14 protein-coding genes and 1 pseudogene are annotated in these 23,335 nt (G+C 56.0%); 5 read left to right on the forward strand and 10 right to left on the reverse strand.

Annotated elements, in window-relative coordinates; all coding sequences use genetic code 11:
* On the forward strand, positions 1 to 450 hold a 450-nt coding region (locus tag Q0824_RS11615), incomplete at its 5' end, for a hypothetical protein (protein WP_298450537.1).
* 242 nt (positions 451 to 692) lie between these two features.
* On the opposite strand, the gene Q0824_RS11620 is transcribed toward Q0824_RS11615, so the two are convergent.
* The 3 genes from Q0824_RS11620 to dctP are packed head-to-tail and all read right to left on the reverse strand — an operon-like array spanning position 693 to position 3,558.
* Positions 693 to 1,973, reverse strand: a complete 1,281-nt coding sequence (locus Q0824_RS11620) for a TRAP transporter large permease (protein WP_298450540.1) — start codon at positions 1,971 to 1,973, stop codon at positions 693 to 695.
* 23 nt (positions 1,974 to 1,996) lie between these two features.
* Positions 1,997 to 2,509 carry a TRAP transporter small permease subunit gene (locus Q0824_RS11625; RefSeq protein ID WP_298450542.1) on the reverse strand — a complete coding sequence of 171 codons (513 nt, stop codon included), beginning with the start codon at positions 2,507 to 2,509 and terminating at the stop codon, positions 1,997 to 1,999.
* 35 nt (positions 2,510 to 2,544) lie between these two features.
* Entirely contained in the window at positions 2,545 to 3,558 is a 1,014-nt protein-coding gene (gene dctP, locus Q0824_RS11630; protein WP_298450545.1) for a TRAP transporter substrate-binding protein DctP, read from the reverse strand.
* 145 nt (positions 3,559 to 3,703) lie between these two features.
* Here dctP and Q0824_RS11635 point away from each other — a divergent pair, with 145 nt between their 5' ends.
* The 3 genes from Q0824_RS11635 (at position 3,704) to Q0824_RS11645 (ending at position 6,939) form a co-directional block, all read left to right on the forward strand.
* Complete coding sequence (locus tag Q0824_RS11635) at positions 3,704 to 5,137, forward strand: PLP-dependent aminotransferase family protein (RefSeq protein WP_298450548.1); 1,434 nt, start codon at positions 3,704 to 3,706, stop codon at positions 5,135 to 5,137.
* A 188-nt stretch (positions 5,138 to 5,325) separates the two neighbouring features.
* Positions 5,326 to 6,570: an FAD-binding oxidoreductase gene (locus Q0824_RS11640; RefSeq protein ID WP_298450551.1), complete on the forward strand. Its 1,245-nt coding sequence runs from the start codon at positions 5,326 to 5,328 to the stop codon at positions 6,568 to 6,570.
* 18 nt (positions 6,571 to 6,588) lie between these two features.
* The gene (locus tag Q0824_RS11645; RefSeq protein ID WP_298450554.1) at positions 6,589 to 6,939 is read left to right on the forward strand and encodes a RidA family protein; all 351 of its coding nucleotides are present in this window, start codon (positions 6,589 to 6,591) and stop codon (positions 6,937 to 6,939) included.
* Positions 6,940 to 7,467: 528 nt separating this feature from the next.
* Here Q0824_RS11645 and Q0824_RS11650 read toward each other — a convergent pair.
* A pseudogene (locus tag Q0824_RS11650) lies at positions 7,468 to 7,660 on the reverse strand (transposase); the annotation flags it as partial.
* A 148-nt stretch (positions 7,661 to 7,808) separates the two neighbouring features.
* On the opposite strand from Q0824_RS11650, the gene Q0824_RS11655 reads away from it, so the two are divergent.
* On the forward strand, positions 7,809 to 8,075 hold the full coding sequence (locus Q0824_RS11655; RefSeq protein WP_298450556.1) for a winged helix-turn-helix domain-containing protein: 267 nt from the start codon (positions 7,809 to 7,811) through the stop codon (positions 8,073 to 8,075).
* A gap of 42 nt (positions 8,076 to 8,117) precedes the next feature.
* Here the strand turns inward: Q0824_RS11655 and cysC are convergent, their stop codons facing one another.
* The 6 genes from cysC to Q0824_RS11685 all read right to left on the reverse strand — a co-directional run bounded on the left by cysC (position 8,118) and on the right by Q0824_RS11685 (position 23,178).
* Complete coding sequence (cysC, locus tag Q0824_RS11660) at positions 8,118 to 8,720, reverse strand: adenylyl-sulfate kinase (protein ID WP_298450559.1); 603 nt, start codon at positions 8,718 to 8,720, stop codon at positions 8,118 to 8,120.
* 13 nt (positions 8,721 to 8,733) lie between these two features.
* Positions 8,734 to 9,951, reverse strand: coding sequence for an HlyD family efflux transporter periplasmic adaptor subunit (locus Q0824_RS11665; protein WP_298450561.1), 1,218 nt, complete (start codon positions 9,949 to 9,951; stop codon positions 8,734 to 8,736).
* Complete coding sequence (locus Q0824_RS11670) at positions 9,941 to 12,136, reverse strand: ATP-binding cassette domain-containing protein (protein ID WP_298450563.1); 2,196 nt, start codon at positions 12,134 to 12,136, stop codon at positions 9,941 to 9,943. Before Q0824_RS11670 ends, Q0824_RS11665 begins: the two co-directional genes overlap by 11 nt.
* A 3-nt stretch (positions 12,137 to 12,139) precedes the next feature.
* Positions 12,140 to 13,381, reverse strand: coding sequence for a TolC family protein (locus Q0824_RS11675; RefSeq protein WP_298450566.1), 1,242 nt, complete (start codon positions 13,379 to 13,381; stop codon positions 12,140 to 12,142).
* 20 nt (positions 13,382 to 13,401) lie between these two features.
* Positions 13,402 to 16,029, reverse strand: coding sequence for a tetratricopeptide repeat-containing sulfotransferase family protein (locus tag Q0824_RS11680; protein ID WP_298450568.1), 2,628 nt, complete (start codon positions 16,027 to 16,029; stop codon positions 13,402 to 13,404).
* Positions 16,030 to 16,140: 111 nt separating this feature from the next.
* Entirely contained in the window at positions 16,141 to 23,178 is a 7,038-nt protein-coding gene (locus Q0824_RS11685; protein WP_298450570.1) for a cadherin domain-containing protein, read from the reverse strand.
* Positions 23,179 to 23,335: the final 157 nt, after the last annotated feature.

The raw sequence follows: 23,335 nt of genomic DNA on the forward strand, positions 1-23,335 counted from the left end.
TTCTGGTCATCAGACACCTCGTTTATGGTGGCGATATTACCACCTACGTTGGTGTCCGGAATCATTGAACCACTACAGTTTAGAGAAAGTGGTGGTTTATTTGGAGGAACCTATAACGAAGTCGCTATGCCTTACTTCTCCTCAAGCAGCGTATCCACATCAGTAACTGGTGTTCCAGCCCCGACCACATACTCCCTGGATACTTTCAAACTTACTGCCCAGGGTCAGGATTTTACAATCGTAAACCTTGTGTCGACCGACAACACATCCCAAGTTACGCCATTTTTCGCTGGCCTCTCTGAGGGAGTTACAGTAGCGGAGGATACTGAGCTCGAATTCGAACTCATCTCGCCACTTACCCGTGGCGCTACGGTTGATTTGAACTTCTCATTTGAAGTGCTGGAGACTGGCGAGACATTCTCGGCATCTTATGTGTTCAGCAGCAATTAGATAAGAGAACGGAAGACTTGGGGGAAGGTGCTGATACTGCGCCACTTAGCAGATAAAGCATCTCCCCCAGCTTTTAAGAAGTAACTGGGTCATTCATCCGGCTTTTATATAAAGCCTTCTGCCCCCCTTTAAGACACGTTCCTGCCATGCCGATAACACGTGCTCGTTATGCTGCTGCCTCCTCCCACACTTTAATATTTGACGCCCGAGAGGAGGAGCCTTGGTTCAAGGTGCAGTCCTAATTAACCAGCTAAAAGAAACCGGGGTAGAGTTAACGATAGTGCCGGCAAGAAGGTTGTCAGCAAAACCACAGGCAAGTATGCGAGCAACAGAAATACCATGGTAGGCTTAAGCATAGTGCTCAGGGGCGTTTTTCCAGTCAAGGCCCCTAAATACAATATGGGTGCTGTGGGCGGCGTGATCAGCCCCATGCCTAAATTCGTCGCGATAATGGCAGCAAACTGCACAGGGTCAATGCCTAGTTCATTAATGACGGGCATTAACAGAGGTGTTGCGAGCAAAATACCGCTGGCATCATCCATGAGCATTCCAACTAGCAACAAAAATGCATTGACAAGTAACAACAGGATAACCGGATTATCACTGATGGCCGTAAAGCCAGACAAAAGCATTTGCGGCACGCTTTGCATGGTTAACATTCTGGCTAACATCGAGGCAAAAAACACAAGCATAAGCAATACGCCCGTGATCTGGCCTGACCGCCACAACTGTTCATACAAACCTTTCCAGCCCATTTCACGATAAACCAGAATGCTTACCGGTACGGCATACACAACCGCTATCGCCGCTGCTTCAGTTGGTGTTGTAATTCCACCATAAATGCAACCCAGTATGATCACTGGCATCATCAATCCAAGGCTGGCCCTTCGTCCTTTTTTTCCGATATCCGCAAGCCAGGCCTCGGCAGGCAACGCCTCCTCCGTATGAACTGGCATGTATCTAGTCATGAACCAATTTAAAATACAAAACAGGGTAATGAGCAATATCGCCGGAACGACCGGCGCAAGAAAAGCGGCTGTTATGGATGTGCCACTTACCCAACCATAAAGAATCATCGACGCGCTGGGCGGTATCAGCAGGGCCAGGACGGCCGAGCAAGAAACCAACGTTGCCGCATAGCCGCGATCGTAGCCTTTCTCCACCATTCGGGGAATCAGTGTTGTGCCTATAGCCGCAACCGCAGACGACGCCATACCGGATATTGCACCAAACACAGCTGTGGTCAGAACCACAACAATGCCAAGCCCACCCCGAAAGCGACCAACAAAACTTTCCGCAAAATCCACTAGACGATTGGCGATCCCGCCATGACTCATAATATTGCCCGCAATAATGTACAGCGGAATCGCGAGCAGAATTACGGAGCTGGCCTGGCTGAAACCGGCACTTACCAAAAAGGAAGCGCTACCAAAATCACCCACAATAAAAAGAAGCAACACTGCGGTCGCAAAACAGATCGGTACCGGCACACCTATCATCAGAAGGACAACCAGCAAAAGCACATCGAACACAAGTACCCAGTCCATCAGCCGCGCAGCCTCCGTAATAAATCCGCACAGTGTTCTGCAAACTCTGCAACAAAGTAGAGGGTCATCAGACCCAACCCGACCGGCATTGCAAGATGAACATACCCGATAGGTATATTGACCTCAGTAGACATCATTCCCATTTTTAAAGACCAGCTTGCAAGCCCCCACGACCAAACCACCATCCAGCCACAAACAACCGACGTAAGAAGGGAAGAAAAGGTTTTGATCGCTTGCTGCGCCGTGTCATTTTTAATCAAAATATCGGTTAGGGAAGCGGAAATATGGCCCCGCTCGCTGGCACCAACGGATCCCCCCAAAAAATAAAACCAGATGGCGATATACACAGCTATCTCTTCCAGCCCGAAAATCGCGGTTTGAAAGACATATCGGGCTATCACTTGTGCGAATATTATTAATGTGAGCAACACTGCGCATATAGCCAGCACGCAACGCTGAAAACTCAACGCTGCGTGCCAGGCCATGCTCAGCCTTGAGATAAAGGCAGGCATTGTTTTTTCTCATTCAGGTGAAAGGGGGGAGGCACTCAGAGTCCGACCGCCTGGTTCAGCCGCTTCATAACCTCAGCGTCAAGCTCAGCGCCGATTTTTGGCCAGACCTCCTTGCGGGTAAAGTCTGCTAATTTTTGCAGCGTTTCCTCCTCAAAGCGGACCACGTTGATGCCTGCCTCTTCCATAACATCCAGGAAACGACGATCCGCCTCCCGCACATCATCAAACCGCTTGTGGGATATTTCCTGAGCAACTTCCAAAATAATTTTCTGATACTGTTCCGGGAGTGCGCCCATGCGTTCGGCGTTGATTACAAACCAGGCGAGCTCCAGATGATCATTGTATTGCACCCAGGTATTGGTGATGTCCTTGAAGTTATCCAGCGCCATTTCAGCGGTACCGCCGATCTGCCCATCCACAACACCGGTTTGCATTGCGGTATAGAGCTCAGCCCAGGGCACGGTTGTCACTTGGTACCCAAAACCTTCCATCAACGAACGATGCGTGGTTCCACCCGGCCATACGCGCACACGGAGCCCTCGCTCGCCCTCTACGTCAGCAGGGTTTGGCACCGGCTTGGCAAATCCGGCCCCCCCCATACCCGCGCTGTACACCCCCAATAAACGCAATCCTTGTGGCGCAATCATGTCATCGACTAATTTGTAGGCGAAGCCATCAGCACTGAATACCGTTTGCGCTTCGGAATAAGTGGGGGCAATGTAAGGAAACCAGGCGATAGACAGGCGCCTGTCGAAGTTTGTTGATAACGGCTGAAGCCCGATATCGATGGCACCCTGCATCAGCTGTGAATGGGTTTCAACCCAATCACCCAGCTGGCTCGCTGGGAATACTTTTACTTCAACACGGCCATTGCTTCGACGATTGACCTCTTTAGCAAACTGCTCGGCAGCCTGACCTCCGTCAGATCCTGGACGGAACAAGGTGGACAGGCGCAGAGTGTGATCGGCTGCCTGGGCAACCAGTGGTGAAAATGCGAACGTGAAGGCAGCGGCTAACACTGCCAGGCGCTTTAAGAAAACCGGGAGCATGACGAACCTCGCGAATGATTTTTGTTTTGTTGTTAAGAGCAAGCACTACAACTCAAGTACAACTCAAATTAATATACCACCATTGTAATTGTCAAGACTTTAAATTTCAGGTACAAACTGTGGAACCCACCCTGGATACTAGACAATGAGCGCCAAAAAGTTGCCAATCGAAAACTTAATAGATGCCACAGCCCAAAGAATCAACCGCTCACGTAATCGGGCAGAACCCCTCTATGAGCAGCTGGCAGACACCTTTACGGACTGGATTACCGGCGGAAACCTAGGCGCGGGCGAAAGACTACCAACACATCGTGAGCTCGCCAGCCAATTAAGTATAAACATCACAACGGTCACCAAAGCCATGGCCATCCTGCAGGAAGCCGGGTTGGTTGAAAGCAGGCCCGGGCGTGGGACACGGGTAAAGCTCCCTGTGGGGCAGCCTCAGGCACAGTTTCTCAGTGCCCCTAGCGATGTACCTGGGCTGATCGACCTGAGCATTAACCGCCCGGCAACCAACGCATACAGCGACTTTCTGCCCAAACTCCTGCCTCAGCTTGCGGCCGACCCCCGCTTTCTTTTCATACAGGATTATCAGATTCCGGAGGGGCCTCTTTGGGCACGCTCAGCAGCGCAAACCTGGCTGGGCGAGCAGGGCATAGATACAACCTCAGGGCAAATAATTATTACAGAGGGCGCCCAGCACGGCATTGCCTGCACGCTACGTGCACTCACCCAGCCAGGCGACACCATCTTGACCGATTCGGTTACCTACCAGGGCATCAATGCGCTCTGCCACACCCTGGGTCTCAACATTATTGGCGTAAATGCCGACACCGGAGGAATGTGCCCCAAGGCGCTTGAAGCCGCTTGCACAGAACACCAGCCTGAGGCGATCTTCCTGGTGCCGTCCATACAAAACCCAACCACGGTGACGCTCAGCGAGCATAGGCGGCGCGAACTGGCCGCCATCATCAAACGGTTTGGATTATTGCTTATCGAAGATGACGTTTACCGGCCACTGCTGGACACATCCCCCCCACCCTTCGCGGAACTGCTGCCCGATCAAACCGTTTACATCACCGCCATGTCCAAATGCATTGCGCCGGGTTTGCGCATGGGTTTTGTGGTTCCGCCGCTGAAATGGCAGGCCGATATCAGCGCCACCCTCAGAATTGATTGCTGGAGCACATCGCCGCTCTCAACCCTGATCGCATCCCGGCTTATTGAAGGCGGGCAGGCCTCCGAAATGGTGGCCCTACAACGGGAGGAACTGCGTGCACGCCAGAGCATACTGCAGGAACTCTTTGTTAACCTCAACGTTCAATCGAGTGCGACCTCACCCCACGCCTGGCTGCACCTTCCGGATGCGTGGCGAGCCTCCAGCTTTGCCAAAGCCTGTTACGAAAACGGCGTAAGCCTCCTGCCCGGTGTCGCCTTCACGCTGCGCCGCGAAAGCCCGCCAGACGCGGTTCGCATCAACTTGGCAGCAGCACGCAACCGCGATCAGCTTGTGGTCGGGTTGAGCGCCATTGCGCGACTGGCCCAACAGGGTCACCTGCATATGTACGACGCCGTCTGAGGTAATTTACCCACACTCCGAGCAGCGTCCTGAAGAGCGGAACATTAATCACCAAGTACATCTTTAAAGTTATATTGCAATTGTATGGCTTCGCATTTTTTGAGACTATGATCCTTGGCAACGCCGCCATCAGACTCGCAGCACAACATCAACGCCGTTTATGGGCACCCAAAGAAGGAAGATGGAGTATGAGCCATACGGAGCGTACAGAAATAGCCGTCATTGGCGCAGGAGCAGTAGGTATTGCCTGTGCGCTCTGGTTACGCCAGCGCGGGTATGACGTAACCGTGCTGGAACGTGAAGGCATTGCCAGTGGTGCGTCATTTGGCAACGCAAGCACGTTCGCCGTTCATGGCAGTACTCCCATCGCTCGCCCCGACATCTGGAGCAATGCGCCACAGCTTTTGTTTTCGCCCGATTCGCCGTTTGTCATCAACTGGTCAAGGCTGCCACGCCTTACCCCCTGGCTAATACGTTTTCTGGGGCAGTGCAATAAAAAACGCTTTCTGAAAAATTCCGGGACGCTTGCACAGCTTCTCGGCGATACCTACGGCGGCTACGCGCCTTTGCTGGAAGAAACACCAGACGCCCAAACTCTCATAAACCGCCGCGGCTGCCTTTATTCCTTTCGGCAAGCGGCAAACCTTCGTGCGGCACACGGCGATATAGAACTGCGCGACAAGATGGGCATTCACCAACAGCGGCTTAACGAAGCCGAGGTTGCCGAGTTGGAGCCCGCCATGGAGGGCCACACCAAAGGCGGCATACTGTTCACAGACTCCAGCCATCTTGATGATCCGGAGGCCTTTATCCGTGCCCTCAGCGCCCCGTTGCGCGCAGAGGGGCGGGTACACATCGCGAGTGTTACCTCGATTAAGCCCACCGGGCAAGGGCTGAGCATTGGCCACTCCGATGGTCAAACACTTCTGGCTGACAAAGTGGTTGTGGCCAGTGGTGCTTGGTCAGCAACCCTGGCTCGCCAGGTTGGCGACCGTATTCCCCTGGATACAGAACGGGGCTACCACATAGAGTTTGATCTTGATAATGTGCCTGTCTCCCGGCCCACATGCCCGGTAGAAAACGCCTTTTACATGACACCGCTCCAAGGCAGATTGCGAGCGGCCGGAACGGTAGAGCTTGGGTCGATACGAGACCCCGCAAATCCGAAACGCCTTCGCTATATAGAACAGCACGTTCGCCATATTCTGAATTTAAATTCCGAACCGGCACGAACCTGGCTCGGGTTTCGCCCGTCGCTGCCCGACTCTCTGCCCGTTATTGGGCCATCACCCCGCGAGCCCCGCCTCATCTATGCTTTTGGCCACCAGCACTTGGGGTTAACCCTGGCCGGAGCAACCGGGCGACTGGTCGCAGACTGCCTTGCAGGACAACAACCCGACTGGCTGAAACACTGTTCAGCTGGTCGATTCTGAACCACACAGGAAGCATTTATGAACATTCAACGTTTTGAAACCGGCCCCCGTATGAGCAAGGTGGTGACTCACAACCAAACAGCTTACCTAGCCGGCCAGGTGGGCGAAGCGACAGGCAGCATAGCGGAGCAAACCCGAGAAGCCTTGTCCCGGGTAGACGCCTTATTGCAGAGCGTTGGCTCTGACCGTAAACACCTGTTACAGGTTATTGTATGGCTGGCCGACATGTCGGACTTTGAAGAAATGAACGCCGTATGGGACGCCTGGGTACCCACGGGTCACGCGCCTGCCAGAGCCTGCGGAGAAGCACGCCTCGCTTCGCCGGAACTCAAGGTGGAAGTGATTGCCACCGCAGCAATTAGGGCCTGATGCTCGGGGCGAAAGTCGCCCCCTCTATGGTTAAAGGCTGTCTCGAAGCCTGAAATTCGAATGCATACCGACCCTCGGATATCGGAACCAACACGAGGCCAACAAAAATGTTGGTAATTATCTAACGAGCCACTTCAACAAAGGTCGTTCTTACACATTTAGCGACAGCATTTGCCCCTTACAACTGCTGAAAGCTTTAAAATACTGTCCAAGATTACATCCAGCTTTTATAAGCACCTTCTAAACCTCCCCCATAAGCAACTTTCCTGCGACGCCGATAGCGCGTGCTCGCTAGCCCCAGCATGCCAACCGATAGCAGTATTAGTGAACTCGGCTCAGCCACACCGTAGGCGGGATTTGATGGGGTCAAATCAGTAATCAGGCCCTCAAGCCGGAGCTGATCACCGTCGGATCTGCGCAGGAAAACGAGAGTCATCTTTCGATAGGATGAAAAATCATCCAGGTTTAATGTATCGGGCAGTGCTAGATCGGAAAAAACCGAGCCAGTGTTGTCTATTAGAGCCGTACCTCAACTTCCAGCTCTTTAAGACGCTTCATCATCGATGCGTCCATGCCGCCGAATTTCGAGTGCCACTGATAGATCAACGCCGAGCTGACATTGTGCTCACGGGCCAGTTCAGCAACCAAAACTCCGGCTTCGTGCTGCTTGAGGGTTGTCATGATCGGTGATTTGGCTGTCGGTGAATCGAGACTTCTTCATCTGTCGCTCCCTTTGCGATCATTGTAGAAGTCTCTACTCAAAACCTCGATTATTTTCTGGCGGATTACAGTGGCAAAGAATTCAGCATCACTCCCCGTCAGTCCTCACTCAGCCGCCTCGAGAAGCCTCAGGCGAGTGGCAGCTGGACGTGTCGCGTCAGAAACTGACAACACCCCTTGATGACGAGTTACCACTTTCAACTCAGGAATTCTCGTTGATCAGCACGCTGGCTCGTTCATCCGGTGAGGTTTTTACCAAGGAAGCCTTGCTTGATCTGATGTTCCGTTATGAGGAACATCCCGACATCCACCGCATTGTCGTCATCCTCAGTCGCCTGCGTAAAAAAGCAAAGGAGGAGAATATAAACCTTCCTGTACGCTCCATTTTCGGCAAAGGATTGTTTTTTTGTACGTAGCGCCCATGAGCGTATGTCTGATTGACCAACACGAACAGCTTTTTACTCACGGGCAATTAGCTGTTTTTCGAGAAGGTAATCGACAACCTTTTCTATACACTCACCTACCGACAACTCCGAGGTATCCAGCCGTAAATCCGGATTGCCAGGTGGTTCATAAGGGGAATCAATACCCGTGAAGTGCTTGATGTGCCCAGAGCGCGCTTTCTGGTACAGGCCCTTGGGGTCTCTGGATTCGCAAACGTCCAGGGGAGCATCCATAAACACTTCAATAAACTCCCCTGCCGGAAACAGCTCCCTAACCAGGCGCCGGTCACTGGAAAAAGGCGAGATAAACGCACTTAATACGATTAAACCGGCATCCGTGAACAACTTACTCACCTCGCCGATGCGGCGAATATTCTCCACGCGATCCTGATCCGAAAAACCAAGGTCGCTGCATAGGCCATGGCGAACATTGTCTCCATCCAGAACAAACGTGTGGTAACCACGTTCATGAAGCGCTACGTCCAACGCGTTGGCAAGGGTGGATTTACCCGAACCACTGAGACCCGTAAACCAGAGCAGGCATGGCTTCTGGTTCTTGTTTTTTGCGCGCTCGCCGCGGGTAACATTATGGGCGTGCCAGACAATATCGTTTCCCATAGCGAGCTCCCTGTTATCGCTCTCCAAAAGATTCCGCGAACGACCTGCGCAGCGGCTTCAACAAAAAGTTCATCAAAGTACGATCCCCTGTTCGAATGTCGACCTGGGCGGTCATACCTGGCTGAATTTTCAGCACCTGCCCGGTCGTCGTGGTAACCGGCCAGGAACTTGGCGATACATGCACTCGGTAATAAATCTCTTCACCGTTGCGGGTATCTTCCTTAAGCGTGTCGGCACTAACATACTTCACTTCGCCAGGCGCTCCGCCGAATATGGTGTAGTCATAGGGGTCAAAGCGGATGGTAACCGGCAAGCCTTCGCGTATGCGGGCAATGTCGGTGGGGCGTACTTTTGCTTCAATGAGCAGATCATCATCCACCGGCACAATTTGCATAATTTCCTCACCGGCGCGCAGCACACCGCCTACGGTTGTCACCCGGATATTTTTCACGATTCCGGCCATCCTCGCGGTGAACACACTGGCCTGCTGCTCCTCCCGGCGCCGGGTCAGTATGGTTTCATTCTGTGCTATTTCGTCTTCGGTGCGAGTCAGCTCAATGCGCGCATCTTCCAGAAACTTGTTCTGGCGATTGATCAGTTGTGCGTCTGCTTCATTGACCCCTCGGCGCGCACGAAGTATCTCAGAACCACTGACGTCGCCCGAGAGTTTAAGCTGCTGCACCAGCGCAAGTTCCTCCCTGGCTAGATCGGCCGCCACCTTGAGAGTACGCACCTCTTCCTGCAAGCCAAACCGGCGCTGTTTAAACAGGGCTTGTTCAACCTGTGCCATATCCCGGTATGCCTCCGGAATATTCTCTGGCAATTGCAGTTTGTCTGCGCCGGTTACCTCCGCCCGTAAGCGGCTGGCTTTGGTTTTCAAAGCGAACAGGCGCGCCTCAATCTCGCCCACTGCCGCGGTAATTCTGGCCGGATCCAAGCGAGCCAACTCCTGCCCTGCCTCTACGCGATCCCCTTCCTTCACCAGCAAATGGGAGATCACTCCCCCGTCTACCGACTGGATAACCTGCACACGGCTGCTGGCAATGACTTCGCCACTGGCCCGAGCCACTTCATCTATGTAAAAGCTCATGCTCCAGGCAATAAAACCGCCCAACCCGACGAGCAACAGGCTGAGCAGCAATCCATAACTGCGGTAGTGGTAGCTTTCCAGGCGCGCCACTCGGGCTTTCATGGCCAGTTCCTGATCGTCGCTGTCGCGATTAAACCACATCGATTTTGGCTCCCACTGAACGCTCAGGCTGGGCTGGCTTTGCTGCAAAAGAACCACCTGGGTTGCGAGCTAGAACCTGAGGCAATACCACCTGAGGTGCACCGTCTTTAACCACGTCACCCTGATTGATCACAATAACCCGTGTTGCCCACTGGGCGGCCTGCATGGGCCGATGTGTGGAGACAACAAGAATGTCTTCCGGGCGCAGGTTTTCCTTGATAACCTGCCAGGCTCTGGCTTCGCTCTCGGAATCCAAGGAGGCGGTGGGCTCGTCCAGAAGCCATATCCGCGGCTGGGTAATGATCAGCCGAGCCAGAGCCACCAACTGCCGCTGGCCGCCAGAGAGGCCTTCGCCACCCTCACTGATGGGCAAGTCCATACCTAAAGGGCTGCTCGCTGCAATATTATCCACTCCCAGGTCGCGGGTTACTTTGAGCAGACGAGAATCGCTGCCCGTTCCCGACAGTGCGAGATTAGTGCGCAAGCTGCCTTTAAACAGGTGCACCGCCTGCGGCAAATAACCGACGTGGCTGACCACCGCCTGCGGGTCGATTTCCCACAAATCCGCATCCCCTAACCGCACTCTTCCTTCACTGGGTCGGTATAGCCCGGCCAGCACTTTAAGCAGAGTGGATTTCCCACCGCCCACCGGGCCTACCAGCAGCACCCGTTCGCCAGACTGGAAGCTCAACTTGTCAATATTGAGCTGTTGCACTGGCGATTCCGGGTAGGCGAAACGGATCTTTTCCACCTCGATGGTTCCAGGGGGCTCGTCGGGCAACAGCAGTTGCTGGTCGGCACGCCGCTCCAAGCTGAGGTTCAGCACCTGATCGACCATTTGCAACGACTGCGCTACATTTTGCCACTGAGTCAGGTATTGAACACTCTGGGCAACAGGTGCTATTACGCGGCCTCCCAAAATACTGCAGGCAATCAACCCACCCATGGTCAGCAGACCTGCTTCGATTTGCCATACGCCCACCACCACCGCTGCAACATATGCGAGCGTAGACAAACTGCCGGTTGTAACGGTCGAAAAGTTACTGATGGCCTTTTGTTGAATGCTATAGCCTGAAATAGTCTGGGTCACAGCCTGCCATTCCTCAGAAAATCGCCAGGTTGCGTTATTTGCCCGAACCGATTCGGCACCGCGAATACAATCCACTAGCAGCCCCTGACGCTCATTGCTCCGCTGCAACTGGCGTTTCAGCAGGTTACGTAAACGCAACTGGGTGACATACCCCAACAACAAGGCTACAGGTAGCAACAGCGCATAAACCCAGCCCACTTGTCCGCCAATAATTGCGATAACAGCGATGAACAGTAAGGCAAAGGGTAAATCAATAAGGGCGAACACCACGCCGGAGGAAAAGAACTGTCGCACGGAATCCAAACCACCCACTTGCGCCGCGAGCGTGCCCAGGCTTCGGGGCTGCACGTCCAGCTGCAAGTGCAGAAGATGGTCAAACACCTGCTGCGATACCCGCTTATCGACACTGCTGGCAACACTGTCGACAATCCGTGCCCGCAGGGTTTTCAGCAGCCAATCGAGTGAAATGATGAGTAACATGCCAGCCACCAGGGTGGTAAAGGTCGCATAGGCCAGCGTTGGCACAACGCGATCGTAGACTTGCATGGCAAACAGCGAGGTCGTCACGGCCAGCACGTTAACAATCAAGGTAGCCACTAGCACTTTCGCTACCCATCCGCTGTTACGGAATAACTCCCGCCATACCAGTTCGGCAGCCAGGTTACCTTTCAGCGTTGGCGAGTCGCCGCGTGCACGTTGTCCGGGTGTGCGCAGCCATAGCACCAGCGCGTCTTGCATTTCAGTTTCTTCAATGAGCTGCTGGCTGGCGTTGGCGGCCGTTAACGCAATGTTATCAGCATCGGCGCGCTCGGCTATAAACCACTCCGCCTGGTGGCATACCAGAGCCGGCAACCGGCGCAAATCAAAACGGCGCCAGCCTAGCTGAATTGGCTGCACACCTTTCAACTGCGTTTCTGTCAGGATGAAACGCGCGCGCTCCACCGGCTGCACATCGGGGAGCGTTTGTGTGGCTTTGTCACATGCGGCCTGCAGCGGAGCCGCATCCACACTCACACCAAGTTTTTCCAGCAGCTGTCTAAACAGCTCTGGGGGAATTGCAGAACTGGGTGTACCAGCGGGCGTTTCCTGTGACATGATTTACTCCTGTTGTAGGCCGGCCGCGGCATCAAGCCCACCGGATAGGGCGGCAAGTCGTAGCGAGTAAATTAACCAATCATTTTCGGCTTGCACCAGTTGCAACTGCTGTTCGGTCAGCTCACGCTGCATGTTCAGCACATCCAGCCAGGCTTTGTGGCCGGCTTCGTATTGCCGTTGATAGGAGGCAAGAATCTCCGCCAGTTCCTGCACCGATTGATACTGCGAACGCATCACCGCTTCTTGCATCTTCCGGTTGGCATACAAGCTGTCTACCGTGCGATCCAGATCGTTGCGCGTAACCCGCAGGTTTTCCTGGCTGGCGTTCAGCCGTGCGCTGGCCGATTTGTTGCGCCCGGCGGCAACGAAGCCCAGGCCCTCCAGATTGGCTTCCAGTACCACACTGAGCCGCTCATCATCATTGAAACTGCGCGACTGGCCAAAAAACCGCTCAGCCTGCAGATACACCGTTGGCCGGGAAGCGGTTTTTTCACGATCGCGCTCGGCTCTGGCCAAAGCGACCTTCTGGGCCGACAGCAGAACATCTGCGCTGTTTTCCTGTGCTCTGGCCTTCAATTCAGAGGCCGCGGACAATTGGGCGTATTCACCGGGCACAGCCTGCTGCGCGTTCACTGGCATCTGAGTTAACGCATACAAATCGGTGCGCGCGAGCGCCAGCTCACCCTCTAATCGTGACTTTTGGGCCCGCGCCTGAATCAGCCTGGCAAAGGCCAGACGCACGTCTGCTGACGATGCGAGCTGACCTTCAGCCCTGCGCTGTATGCGCTCGAACAGCGCACTCAGACTGTCGATGTTGCCTTCTGAAACACGCAAGCGCTCATAGATACCCTGCAGCCGGGCGTAAGCTGTTGCCGTCTGATCCAAAAGCTGTCGTTTGACCCGGAGCAAGTCAGCCTGCTCAACAATCTGATCCGCCTCGGCATAGGCTATGCCGGCATCAATGCGGCCGAAGGCCCAAACCGGCTGACGGACTCTGAGCGTCGAAGGCGTGGTTTCGTTATCGGCGGAGGCCTGGGCGCTCAAACTTGGGTAGCGCTGGGCTCGTGCGGCGTCACCACCATAACCTTTGGCTTCTACTTCGGCCTCTTTGCCGCTGACCGCCGGGTGCCGGGTTAACGTGGCACGCAGAGCCGCTTCAAATCCGCCCTCATTGGCGGCGCTGGTGAAGGGGCTGGCCAAAAAAGCACCAAACGCCACGGCAAAATACAGGGTACGCATGCGCATCTTAGTATCAATCGTGTTAACTAGCAGGTCGAAAGCTCATCGGCTTCGCCCACCCGGGATGGTTGTCGTAAGGCGGCCGCTTTTTCAGCCTCGCCCAGCATCTCATAGGCCTGGATCAAGTCTTTGCGCCAGTTCATATTCCAAGGGCAGCGGGCGTAGCCAATTTGCATGAGCTCGACCGCGTCCGGCAAATGGCCTTTGCGAGCGTAGACCAAGCCCAGCATAAAGTTGGCTGCCCCGTGCTCCGGGATAAACTGCAGCAATTGCTTAAAGCGAGACTCGGCTTCGTCGAGTTGGTTTTTGTGATAAAAGTCCACCCCGGCGTTGAGCAGCCCCGGTTCGGGCAGTGCAAGCATGTCAATGGGCTGCCATTCGATTTTGGCATTGGTGCCCCGTGTCAGCGGCGCCAGGTGTTCCCGGTAACGCAGCCATTTAGCCTTGGAACTCTGGTAAACCGGCTGGCGCACCTGCCAGACACTGGCGGTTTTCACCGGTCGATCCAGCTCGTTGAACGCCAGCACCTGGGGTTCCCAGTCGACGCCGACATAGTCGAGCATCTTGCGCGCCACGCCTTCGAGATCTTCCACCAGATCTTCATAGTTGACCTCCAGAATCTCGCCCGGGAACACCTGCTGCCAATGCTGCATCAACAGGTTGTGATCAGCCAATTGCTCGCCGATCCAGCCCAGATCGTAGGCAAAGCCCATGCCGCCGTGTTTGGCCGCATAGTCGGTGAAGTAGTTCGACAGCGCGATGTCGCGGGGATCACGGCGCACCGAGATGATCCGCGCCTGCGGAAACAGCAGTTTGATCAGGCCAATGTTTTCGAAGTTGTGCGGCAGTTTATCGACCACGTGCCTGGCGTCAATATCGAACTCACGCAATTGCTCCAACACCTTGTTGGCCATGCCGGCGCTGACATAGGCGTTCAGATCATCCACACAGTCCGGATAACCGCGGCCAGAACCGGTGCGCCGCTCCCAGTGTTCCAGCCCGGCGATTACCTGGGGGATCAGCCCCAGCTCGCCAGCACCGCAGATTTGGCTGTGGCTGGCCAGCACTTGCTCCACCAAAGTGGTGCCCGAGCGCGGCATGCCCAGCACATACACCGGCAGGCGCGAGTCAACGCCACAATCGGGGCGATGCTGGTACAGCGAACGGCTGAAAGCATGGCGGATGCGGGCACAACGTTGCCTGTGCGCCTGCGGATCGTAATTCAGCAGACGCTTGCTGGCTGCGTTGGCGTCGTTCGCCAGGGCCATGGCTTTGTCGTAGTCTTTGCGTTTTTCCCAAGCGGCAGCCAATTGCAGCAGCAGACCGCCGCGCACCGTGCCTTCCACACTGGGCTGGCGAGCGATGCCCTCCATGCGTTCCAGGGTCTGCTCATCATCCGGAAAGCGGCGGGCGTTGATCAGCGACGCATAGCCCTTGGCCGGGTCGATCTGCTTGATGCGCTCGAACAGCGCCAGCGCCTCGTCAATGCGGCCGCGCTGCATCTGTTGCTGCCCCAGACCCTGCAACGCCGGGACGAAATAGGGGTTGTCGGCCAGAATCTCGTTGAACAGCGCCTCGGCGGGTTCGAACTGCTGCGCCTGGCTTTCCACCTGTGCCAGGGCGTGGCGTGCCTGCAGTCGCAACTGGTGAATCTGTGCCTCGGATGAGGCCTCGCTGGGCGAGAGCCGCTCCACCAACGCCAGCGCCTGTTCGGCGGCGTGGCGGGCCTGTTCGTCCCGGCTTTGCAAACAGGCCGCCGACAACCGCACCCAAAGGCCCACTTCCTGGTGCCCGCCCTGGTGCTTGGCCGCTTGGATGGCGCGACGCAGCAAATGGATAGCTTGTGGTGTGCGGCCCTGCAGTTGTGCCAACTCGGCTTGCTGCGAGAGCAGGTCAAGATTTTTGGGGTAGTGCTCCAGGGCATCGCTCAAGGCCGCTTCCGCGGCGGCGTGGCGATCCTGGCCGGCGAGCGTGAGCGCGTAGCCGCTCAGCAACGCCACCCAGTCGCTCTCGGTTAAGGTGGCGCGGCGCTCGGCCAGCCAGTGCTCGGCCTGCGCCAGCGCCTCGCTGGCCACCCAGATTTCCAATTGTAAACCGCGCAGCTGCGCCGTGGCCTGTTGCACCACCGCCTCAGGCAACTCACGGTGGGCGATCTGCAAGCGTTCGATGGCCGCGTCCAGCGCCTGCTGAGCCGCAACAGGGTCACCATCCTGCAAGCACAGCCGCGCCAGTGCGGTCCACACCGGTAAGCGCTCGGGGGCCAGCTCCACCGAGCGCCGGTACAGCCGCCGAGCCTGCACAGCATCGCCCTGCTGCAGCCGGCACCACGCCAGCCGCGCCAACGCCAACGGATGATCCGGGGCTTCCGCAAGTGCGCCTTCCAGCAGCGGGACGGCCTCGCCCAGCTGCAGCAACACGCAGGCTACGCCGGCCAGATCAACCCGCGCGTCCAGATCCAGCTCCGCCTGGCGCGCCGCCGCCTGGCCACCCAGTGCCAGTGCCTGCTGGCGCTCACCCAAATGGGCGTGCGCCAGCGCCAGCAGCGGCCAGGCGCGCACATCGCCGGTCTCGGCCAGATACGCCTGGGCATTGGCCTGCAGTACGCTGAACTGCTGCTGGTCGACCAGTTGGCGGAGGATCGTGAGATAAGACATGGGGCGTTACTCGTTAACGGTGGTTAATTCAGCAAAAACACCGCCGGCAAGCCAAAAGCCTGCCGGCGGTGTCAGCGTGCTGGGCGAACACGGCATTGGCTCAGAGCCGCATTACACTAGGCCCTGGGAGGTGAGGATGCCAGTGGCCATGGCCGTCTGATAAACACTGGCAAAGGCGTTGTCGGCATTGGGGTTGACGCCCCAGGAACCGCTCCAAAGCTGCTGATTCTCCGATCGAGCCAACGTCGCCCGAGTCATGCCTCTAAATCCACTCATGTACACCGCAGAAGCCGAGCCTGTGCTGAAGGACAGCGAGAGTCCGACCGCATGCATTCCAAGCACTTGTACGCCGCTCCGACCGATAACCGGCGCCCCGTCGCCGACGAGCACGATCCGATCATCGGCGCCGAGGTTCGCGCCGCCTGTCCACTGCCCCCAGCTCGCGTCCACGTGGGCGCCACCCTGAGGAACGTTGTGCAGCGTCGCTGAATCGGAATCCACCCGGAGGTAGATAGTGTAGGCGACGTCGGCCTGGAACTCGCGACCACTGTGACCGGAGCTCACCCCGTTCACCATATCGAACACCACGATCGAGGTGTCTGACGTGGGTGCGGCGGCCGTGGTGAAATCTACCGTTGTGCTATCGGCGATACCGGCAAAAGGCTTGCCCGCTGTGTCGGTGATCGCGCCGTTGCTTACTTGGACGTAGTAGGTACTTTCCTCAGCCGCTAGGTCGGCGGTGGGATTGATGGTCAGCGTGTTGCCAACCACCGATAATTGCCCGTTGTGATTGCTGACATCAATAACGTGCGCGTCTGTGCCGTTGGTGACAGTGACCGTGCCAGATGCGCCCAGAGCGATAGCCTCATTAAAAGTGAGAGTGATGTCGCTATCCAGTGCGACATCGGTTGCCCCGTCTACCGGTGAGGAGGCGCTGAGAGTGGGGGCTGCGGTGTCGATTGTCATAATAACCGGAGTGGGCTCTGACAGGTTGCCAGCTGCGTCGGCGGTGTACAACCTGTAGTTACCATCAACTAAGCCGGCCGATGTAACCGCGGTGTTGGTATTGGCCGTTGTTATCGTTGCCGAGTTCCATTGGTTGTCATCTGCGCCGGTAATATCGGCCAGGCTGTTGACAACAACGCTGTCCTTAACAAGATAGGCCATGCCGGCCTCGCTGCTCTGAACAGTGGCGGTAGTGATGCCCAGAGTGGTTTCATCGACCTTAGCAACCGTAAATGAGTCTTTTGTACCGTCGGGGTTGAACTGCTGTACAGAAATATAACGGCTGCCATTCCAGGTGACCACATAGGCCCCATCACTGCCTATTTCGCTGATTTGGGGGGTGGGGGTATTGTGCTGGTCATAATCACCTAGCGTGACCGGCTCATAGCCAGCAGTGGTACCGTCGGCATTGAAATGCTGGACAAAAACTACATCATCGCCTCGCCAGGTGACCACATAGGCCCCCTCACTGCCCACGGCGGTGATTTGGGGGTCTGTATCGTTGCCATTGCTGGTAGCCTTGAGTTCGACCGGTGCACCACCGCTAATAGTGCCGTTGGCGTTGAACTGCTGCACGTAAATGCTCTTGCCTGGGCCTTCCTCGTCGCGGCCTTCCCAGGTGACCACATAGGCCCCCTCACTACCCAGCGCAGTGATTTGGGGGGCTTGATTGGCGGCATACTGAAGGTTATTCCCGAGCTTGACTTGTGCATAACCGGTAGTGGTACCGTTGGCATTGAACTGCTGCACATAAGTAGAATAAACGTCGTCGTGATTGCCTTCCCAAGTGACCACATAGCCGCCGTCGCTACCCACGGCGGTGATTTGGGGGGTGAAGTTATGGTTGTCCAGAGCGCCCGCGGCCGATAGTTGGGCTAGCGGGCCATTGGTGGTGCCTTCAGCGCTAAACTGCTGCACCATAATGTTACTCCAGAAATCTGGGCGGCCTTCCCAGGTGACCACATAAGCCCCTTCACTGCCCACAGCGGCGATCTGGGGGTTTATTAGTTCAGTGCCGCCGCCCGTCGTCTCGAGTTGGATCGGTGTATGACCGTTAATGGTGCCGTCGGCGTTGAACTGCTGCACGAAAATGTAGTGGTTGGCTTGGTCGGCAACCTCGCCGAACCAGGTGACCACATAGGCTCCATCACTGCCCAGGGCGGTGATTTGGGGGTGTTTATCGAGGCCATCTTGATTGCCGGTAGCCTCGAGTTGGACCGGTGCATCGCCGATAGTGGTGCCATCGGCATTAAACTGTTGTACAAAAATGCTGTAGTCGCCATCGCTATCTTTGCCGTGCCAAGTGACCACATAGGCCCCGTCAGTGCCTACGGCGGTGGCTTGGGGCCTATCTGAACTGAGGCCAGCGTTGAGCCTGACCGTTGGAGGGCGAGTGCCGTCGGCGTTGAACTGTTGCACAAGGATATCGCCACCACTGGCCCAGGTGATCACATAGCCGCCGTCACTATCCGTGGCGGAGGCTAGAGGGTGCCAGCCGGAACCTAACTGCTTCATTGTATCTGGTGGGATTATCGACGGCGCTGTGGTGTCGACCAGATAGTTGGGGTTGTCTTTCTGGTTGTACATGGTCAGAACAGCATTATTGCCGGCTGCGTCGACAAGCGAACCATTGTTTAGCGTCAGGCTGGAGTGATTGATACTGATACCGTTGGTATCGGTTTCATTCGTGATGGTGTAGGTGAATACCAGCTTATTACTACCACTACCCGAAGCGTAGTCCGCCTGCACTATGGTGCCGCCGATGTTCAGGGCCAGTTGCGGCGTGCCACTGACCGTGGTTGCCTCGCTCATAGTCACGGTAACGCTAACGACGTCACCGGTGTTGAGGGTTTTGTTTTGAATGCCGGTTGCGCTAGTTATGGTAACGCTATTAACCCGTGGGGGCGTATCATCCAGATCGTTAATATTGAGGGTAACTGCCTGGGTATCAGTATTGCCTGCGACATCTTTTGCGATAACGTCAAAATTATACTTCCTTCTCGTTTCGTAATCAGGGTTTGCTATGAGCTTCACCTCTCCGCTGTTGCTATCAATGCTTAACAAGCTGGCATCCGCACCGCTGAGGCTGTACGTCAAGGCTGCGCTGGTGTCGGTCGCATCGTCGACATCGGCGGTATCGGTGGCCGTGACGGTATAAATGGTTTGGCCCGCGCCACTGTTTTCGTCAATCGCGATGGCGGTATCGCCAGAGGTGATAATTGGATTTGAATCATCCAGGTCGTTAATGTCGAGACTCACGGCTTGGGTGTCGGTATTGCCCCCCGTATCAGTGGCGATCACGGTAAAGCTGTAGTTGACTTTTGTTTCGTGATCCGGGTCAGCGGTGAGGGTCACCGCGCCGGTGTCGCTATCAATGCTTAACAAGCCGGCATCCGCACCGCTGAGGCTGTACGTCAACGCTGCGCTGGTATCAGTCGCATCGTCGACATCGGCGGTATCGGTGGCCGTGGCGGTGTAAATAACTTGGCCCGCGCCACTGTTTTCGTCAATCGCGATGGCGGTATCGCCGGAGGTAATCGTTGGCTTGGATTCATCCAGGTCGTTTACGTTAAGAGTGACTGGCTGCTCGCTGGCATTGCCTGCGGCGTCCGTGGCAATCACGGTAAAGCTATAGTTGGCCTTGGTTTCGTGATCCGGGTCAGCTAAGAGAGTCACCGCTCCTGTCTGCGCATCAATACTCAGGGCTGCGTCGCTACCTGCCTTAAGGCTATAGCTCACACCGCCACTGATATCGCCGGTATCCGTTGAGGTGACGGTGTAAACGACTTGGCCTGCACCACTGTTTTCATCGAGTGCGGTGGCCGTTGCCGCCGAGGTGATGGTGGGAGCCACTTCATCCAGGTTATTAATATCGAGGGTCACGGCCTGCTCGCTGGCATTGCCTGCGGCGTCCGTGGCGACCACGGTAAAGCTGTAGTTGGCTTTGGTTTCGTGATCTGGGTCAGCGGTGAGGGTCACCGCGCCGGTGCCGCTATCAATGCTTAACAAACCGGCATCCGCACCGCTGAGGCTGTACGTCAAATCTGCGCTGGTGTCGGTGGCATCGTCACTATCGGCGGTATCGGTAGCGGTGACGGTATAAATCACTTGACCCGCACCACTGTTTTCGTCAATCGCGATGGCGGTATCGCCAGAGGTGATAATGGGGTTGGAGTCATCTATATCGTTAACATTGAGAGTCACCGCTGTCGGTGCGCTGCTGTTACCCGCGGCATCGGTAGCGATCACGGTAAAGCTGTAGTTGACTTTTGTTTCGTGATCCGGATCAGCGGTGAGGGTCACCGCGCCGGTGCTGCTATCAATGCTTAACAAGCCGGCATCCGCACCGCTGAGGCTGTACGTCAACGCTGCGCTGGTATCAGTCGCATCGTCGACATCGGCGGTATCGGTGGCCGTGGCGGTGTAAATAACTTGGCCCGCGCCACTGTTTTCGTCAATCGCGATGGCGGTATCGCCAGAGGTAATCGTTGGCTTGGATTCATCCAGGTCGTTTACGTTAAGAGTGACTGGCTGCTCGCTGGCATTGCCTGCGGCGTCCGTGGCAATCACGGTAAAGCTATAGTTGGCCTTGGTTTCGTGATCCGGGTCAGCTAAGAGAGTCACCGCTCCTGTCTGCGCATCAATACTCAGGGCTGCGTCGCTACCTGCCTTAAGGCTATAGCTCACACCGCCACTGATATCGCCGGTATCCGTTGAGGTGACGGTGTAAACGACTTGGCCTGCACCACTGTTTTCATCGAGTGCGGTGGCCGTTGCCGCCGAGGTGATGGTGGGAGCCACTTCATCCAGGTTATTAATATCGAGGGTCACGGCCTGCTCGCTGGCATTGCCTGCGGCGTCCGTGGCAATCACGGTAAAGCTGTAGCTGGATTGTGCTTCATGATCCGGGTCAGCGGTGAGGGTCACCGCGCCTGTCTGCGCATCAATACTCAGGGCTGCGTCGCTACCTGCCTTAAGGCTATAGCTCACACCGCCACTGATATCGCCGGTATCCGTTGAGGTAACGATGTAAACGACTTGGCCTGCACCACTGTTTTCATCGAGTGCGGTGGCCGTTGCCGCCGAGGTGATGGTGGGAGCCACTTCATCCAGGTTATTAACATCAAGGGCCACAGCCTGCTCGCTGGCATTGCCTGCGGCGTCCGTGGCGACCACGGTAAAGCTGTAATTGGCCTTGGTTTCGTAATCTGGATCGCCAGTTAGGATTACGGAGCCATTACTGCTATTAATACTGAATGAGGCATGATCCCCACTTTCTTTTAAGCTATAAGTGACGTCTCCGCCTGCATCTGTAGCCCAAGCGGTGTATACCACTTGATCGGTAACGCTATTTTCATCAATACTCGTGGCGATGTTACTCGAGATGAAGCTAGGCGCTGTGGCGTCGATACTTTCGCCATTGAGCGTCACGCTGGTGAGCTCGGAGCTGGTGTTTCCAGCGGCATCCGCCAGCGTTAATTCGGTGGCAACGGCTTCGGTATCGGCGACATTGCTGTCACCTTCCACCACTGTGTATATGGCCGTGTAGGTGCCATCGCCGTTGTCTCGGAAGCCGGTAAGTTCCTGGCCGTTGAATCTGCCTTTGGAGAGGGTCAGGCCCGTTTCGCCGTTGTCAGCGGTGATGGTAATCTCCACCTGATCGCCCACCTTCCAGGTGCCATCTTCCACGCTGACACTCAGGATGCCTGGCGGAGTCACATCCACGGAATCGATCACAGCCTGCAGACCGGCAAGTGTATCGACTTCGCTACCGTCATCGGGGGTACCGCCGACGGCCTCTTGCATGGCTTTCAGGGTTTCCGGTGTTATCCCGGTAATGCCGAGGGTTTCGAAGTCTTCAAGAGTAGGCGGTGTGCCGCCACCGGCCGCTCCGCGCACAACATTGAGGGCATCCACAATCGCCTGTATTTCTTCAGGCGTGTCGCTGCTGCTCTTGGGCAGGCTGGCCAGGGCATCTTTGACCGAACCAGCATTCTCAGCCGTGACGCCGGTGACGCCCGTACCTTTTCCAAACAGATCGGCCACAGCGTCACCCGTTTGGCCGGCCACGATGGCACCAATTAGCAGAATCGCTTCCGCGGCAGGGCTCAGCGCGGCCACGCCGCCGCTAAGATCGATTCCCGCGACCAGTGCATCGATGGTGGCCTGGCTGTCGCCGCCATTATCCAGGTCGGCACCTGAGAAGGCGGCCAGCAAGATGCCGTAGGCTTCGCTTTCACTGATGCCATCGCTGGTATCAAAACTGGTGTCACCGTTCACGGTGACGACTGGGAGGTTATGCAGATCACTGAGGCCGAAGGCGTTCGCGATAGCCTTATTAATGGCCGCTACATCGTCCGCCTGGAGGGGGTCACCGCCGGCTGCTTCCAAGGCTTTGTGATAAGCGATGGTGGTCAGGGCGTTCAGGTTCAGAGTTAACGTGCTGTTTGCTTCGGTAATCGCACCAGCGGCAAACAGCTCCGCGTTGAGGTTGGCCGGGGCATTGGTGGCTTCGTCCAAGTGATCTTTGCTCGCGCCGGTATTGATCGCCTGCGCAATCACTACACCGCGATAACTGCCCACGGCAACGCTGAAGCGCCCTTCAGCATCAACCGGGCTATGGCCCAGCTCGGTGATGCCGTCGGACTGATAAACGGCTACCTTTAAATCGTTACCCGGCAGCACCGGGCCTGCCACTACCTGACCTACTACCGTGTTGACCTCTGGAGTGTCTTCATCATGACCGCCACCGTGGCTGGACTGTGCGATCAGACCACCACTCAGGAACACGGCAACCGGATCCAGATCCGATGAGTCCGCTGCCTGCCAGACGATATCACTACCTTCGACAACCGGATCCGCTGCGGTAACCTGCTTTATGTTGCCCGCCTCGCTGACTTCGAACACAGCACCTTGGTCGGCGTCGTAAAACTGCTCAAGCTGCGCCACCGGCTCATCGTCAATCTCTATTACCAGCGCATCGTCTTTTTTCTTCAACACCAGGTTGCTGACCGGTTCCTGTGTATCTGCATCCACAATGGCGTAGGTCGCATTGGTTTCCACAGGAAGCGACAAAAACGCATCCAGCGCGTGGGTTTCGATGATTTGGGCTGAGGTAACAATACGTAGTTGAAGCGCTGACATGGCAAAGGTCTCCGAGACCGAAATTGACAGTTATTAAGAGTCTGCGGGAAACAAACAACGCCAGCCATTCTCAAAACTCTCAGAACTCTCGGTTTTGGCAATTAATTTTAACTCAAGAACCATTGCACTCGCCGGCAAGCTATTAGTCTGCCGGCGG

The organism is uncultured Marinobacter sp., assembly GCF_947488835.1.
Classification (GTDB): Bacteria; Pseudomonadota; Gammaproteobacteria; order Pseudomonadales; family Oleiphilaceae; genus Marinobacter.

Bases quoted from the DNA above. Each gene is read 5' to 3' on its own strand.
- Q0824_RS11645 (WP_298450554.1), top strand. From the start codon at position 6,589: ATGAACATTCAACGTTTTGAAACCGGCCCCCGTATGAGCAAGGTGGTG.
- Q0824_RS11675 (WP_298450566.1), bottom strand. From the start codon at position 13,381: ATGCGCATGCGTACCCTGTATTTTGCCGTGGCGTTTGGTGCTTTTTTG.
- Q0824_RS11680 (WP_298450568.1), bottom strand. From the start codon at position 16,029: ATGTCTTATCTCACGATCCTCCGCCAACTGGTCGACCAGCAGCAGTTC.
- Q0824_RS11670 (WP_298450563.1), bottom strand. From the start codon at position 12,136: ATGTCACAGGAAACGCCCGCTGGTACACCCAGTTCTGCAATTCCCCCA.
- Q0824_RS11640 (WP_298450551.1), top strand. From the start codon at position 5,326: ATGAGCCATACGGAGCGTACAGAAATAGCCGTCATTGGCGCAGGAGCA.
- dctP (WP_298450545.1), bottom strand. From the start codon at position 3,558: ATGCTCCCGGTTTTCTTAAAGCGCCTGGCAGTGTTAGCCGCTGCCTTC.
- Q0824_RS11685 (WP_298450570.1), bottom strand. From the start codon at position 23,178: ATGTCAGCGCTTCAACTACGTATTGTTACCTCAGCCCAAATCATCGAA.
- Q0824_RS11625 (WP_298450542.1), bottom strand. From the start codon at position 2,509: ATGCCTGCCTTTATCTCAAGGCTGAGCATGGCCTGGCACGCAGCGTTG.
- cysC (WP_298450559.1), bottom strand. From the start codon at position 8,720: ATGGGAAACGATATTGTCTGGCACGCCCATAATGTTACCCGCGGCGAG.
- Q0824_RS11665 (WP_298450561.1), bottom strand. From the start codon at position 9,951: ATGTGGTTTAATCGCGACAGCGACGATCAGGAACTGGCCATGAAAGCC.
- Q0824_RS11635 (WP_298450548.1), top strand. From the start codon at position 3,704: ATGAGCGCCAAAAAGTTGCCAATCGAAAACTTAATAGATGCCACAGCC.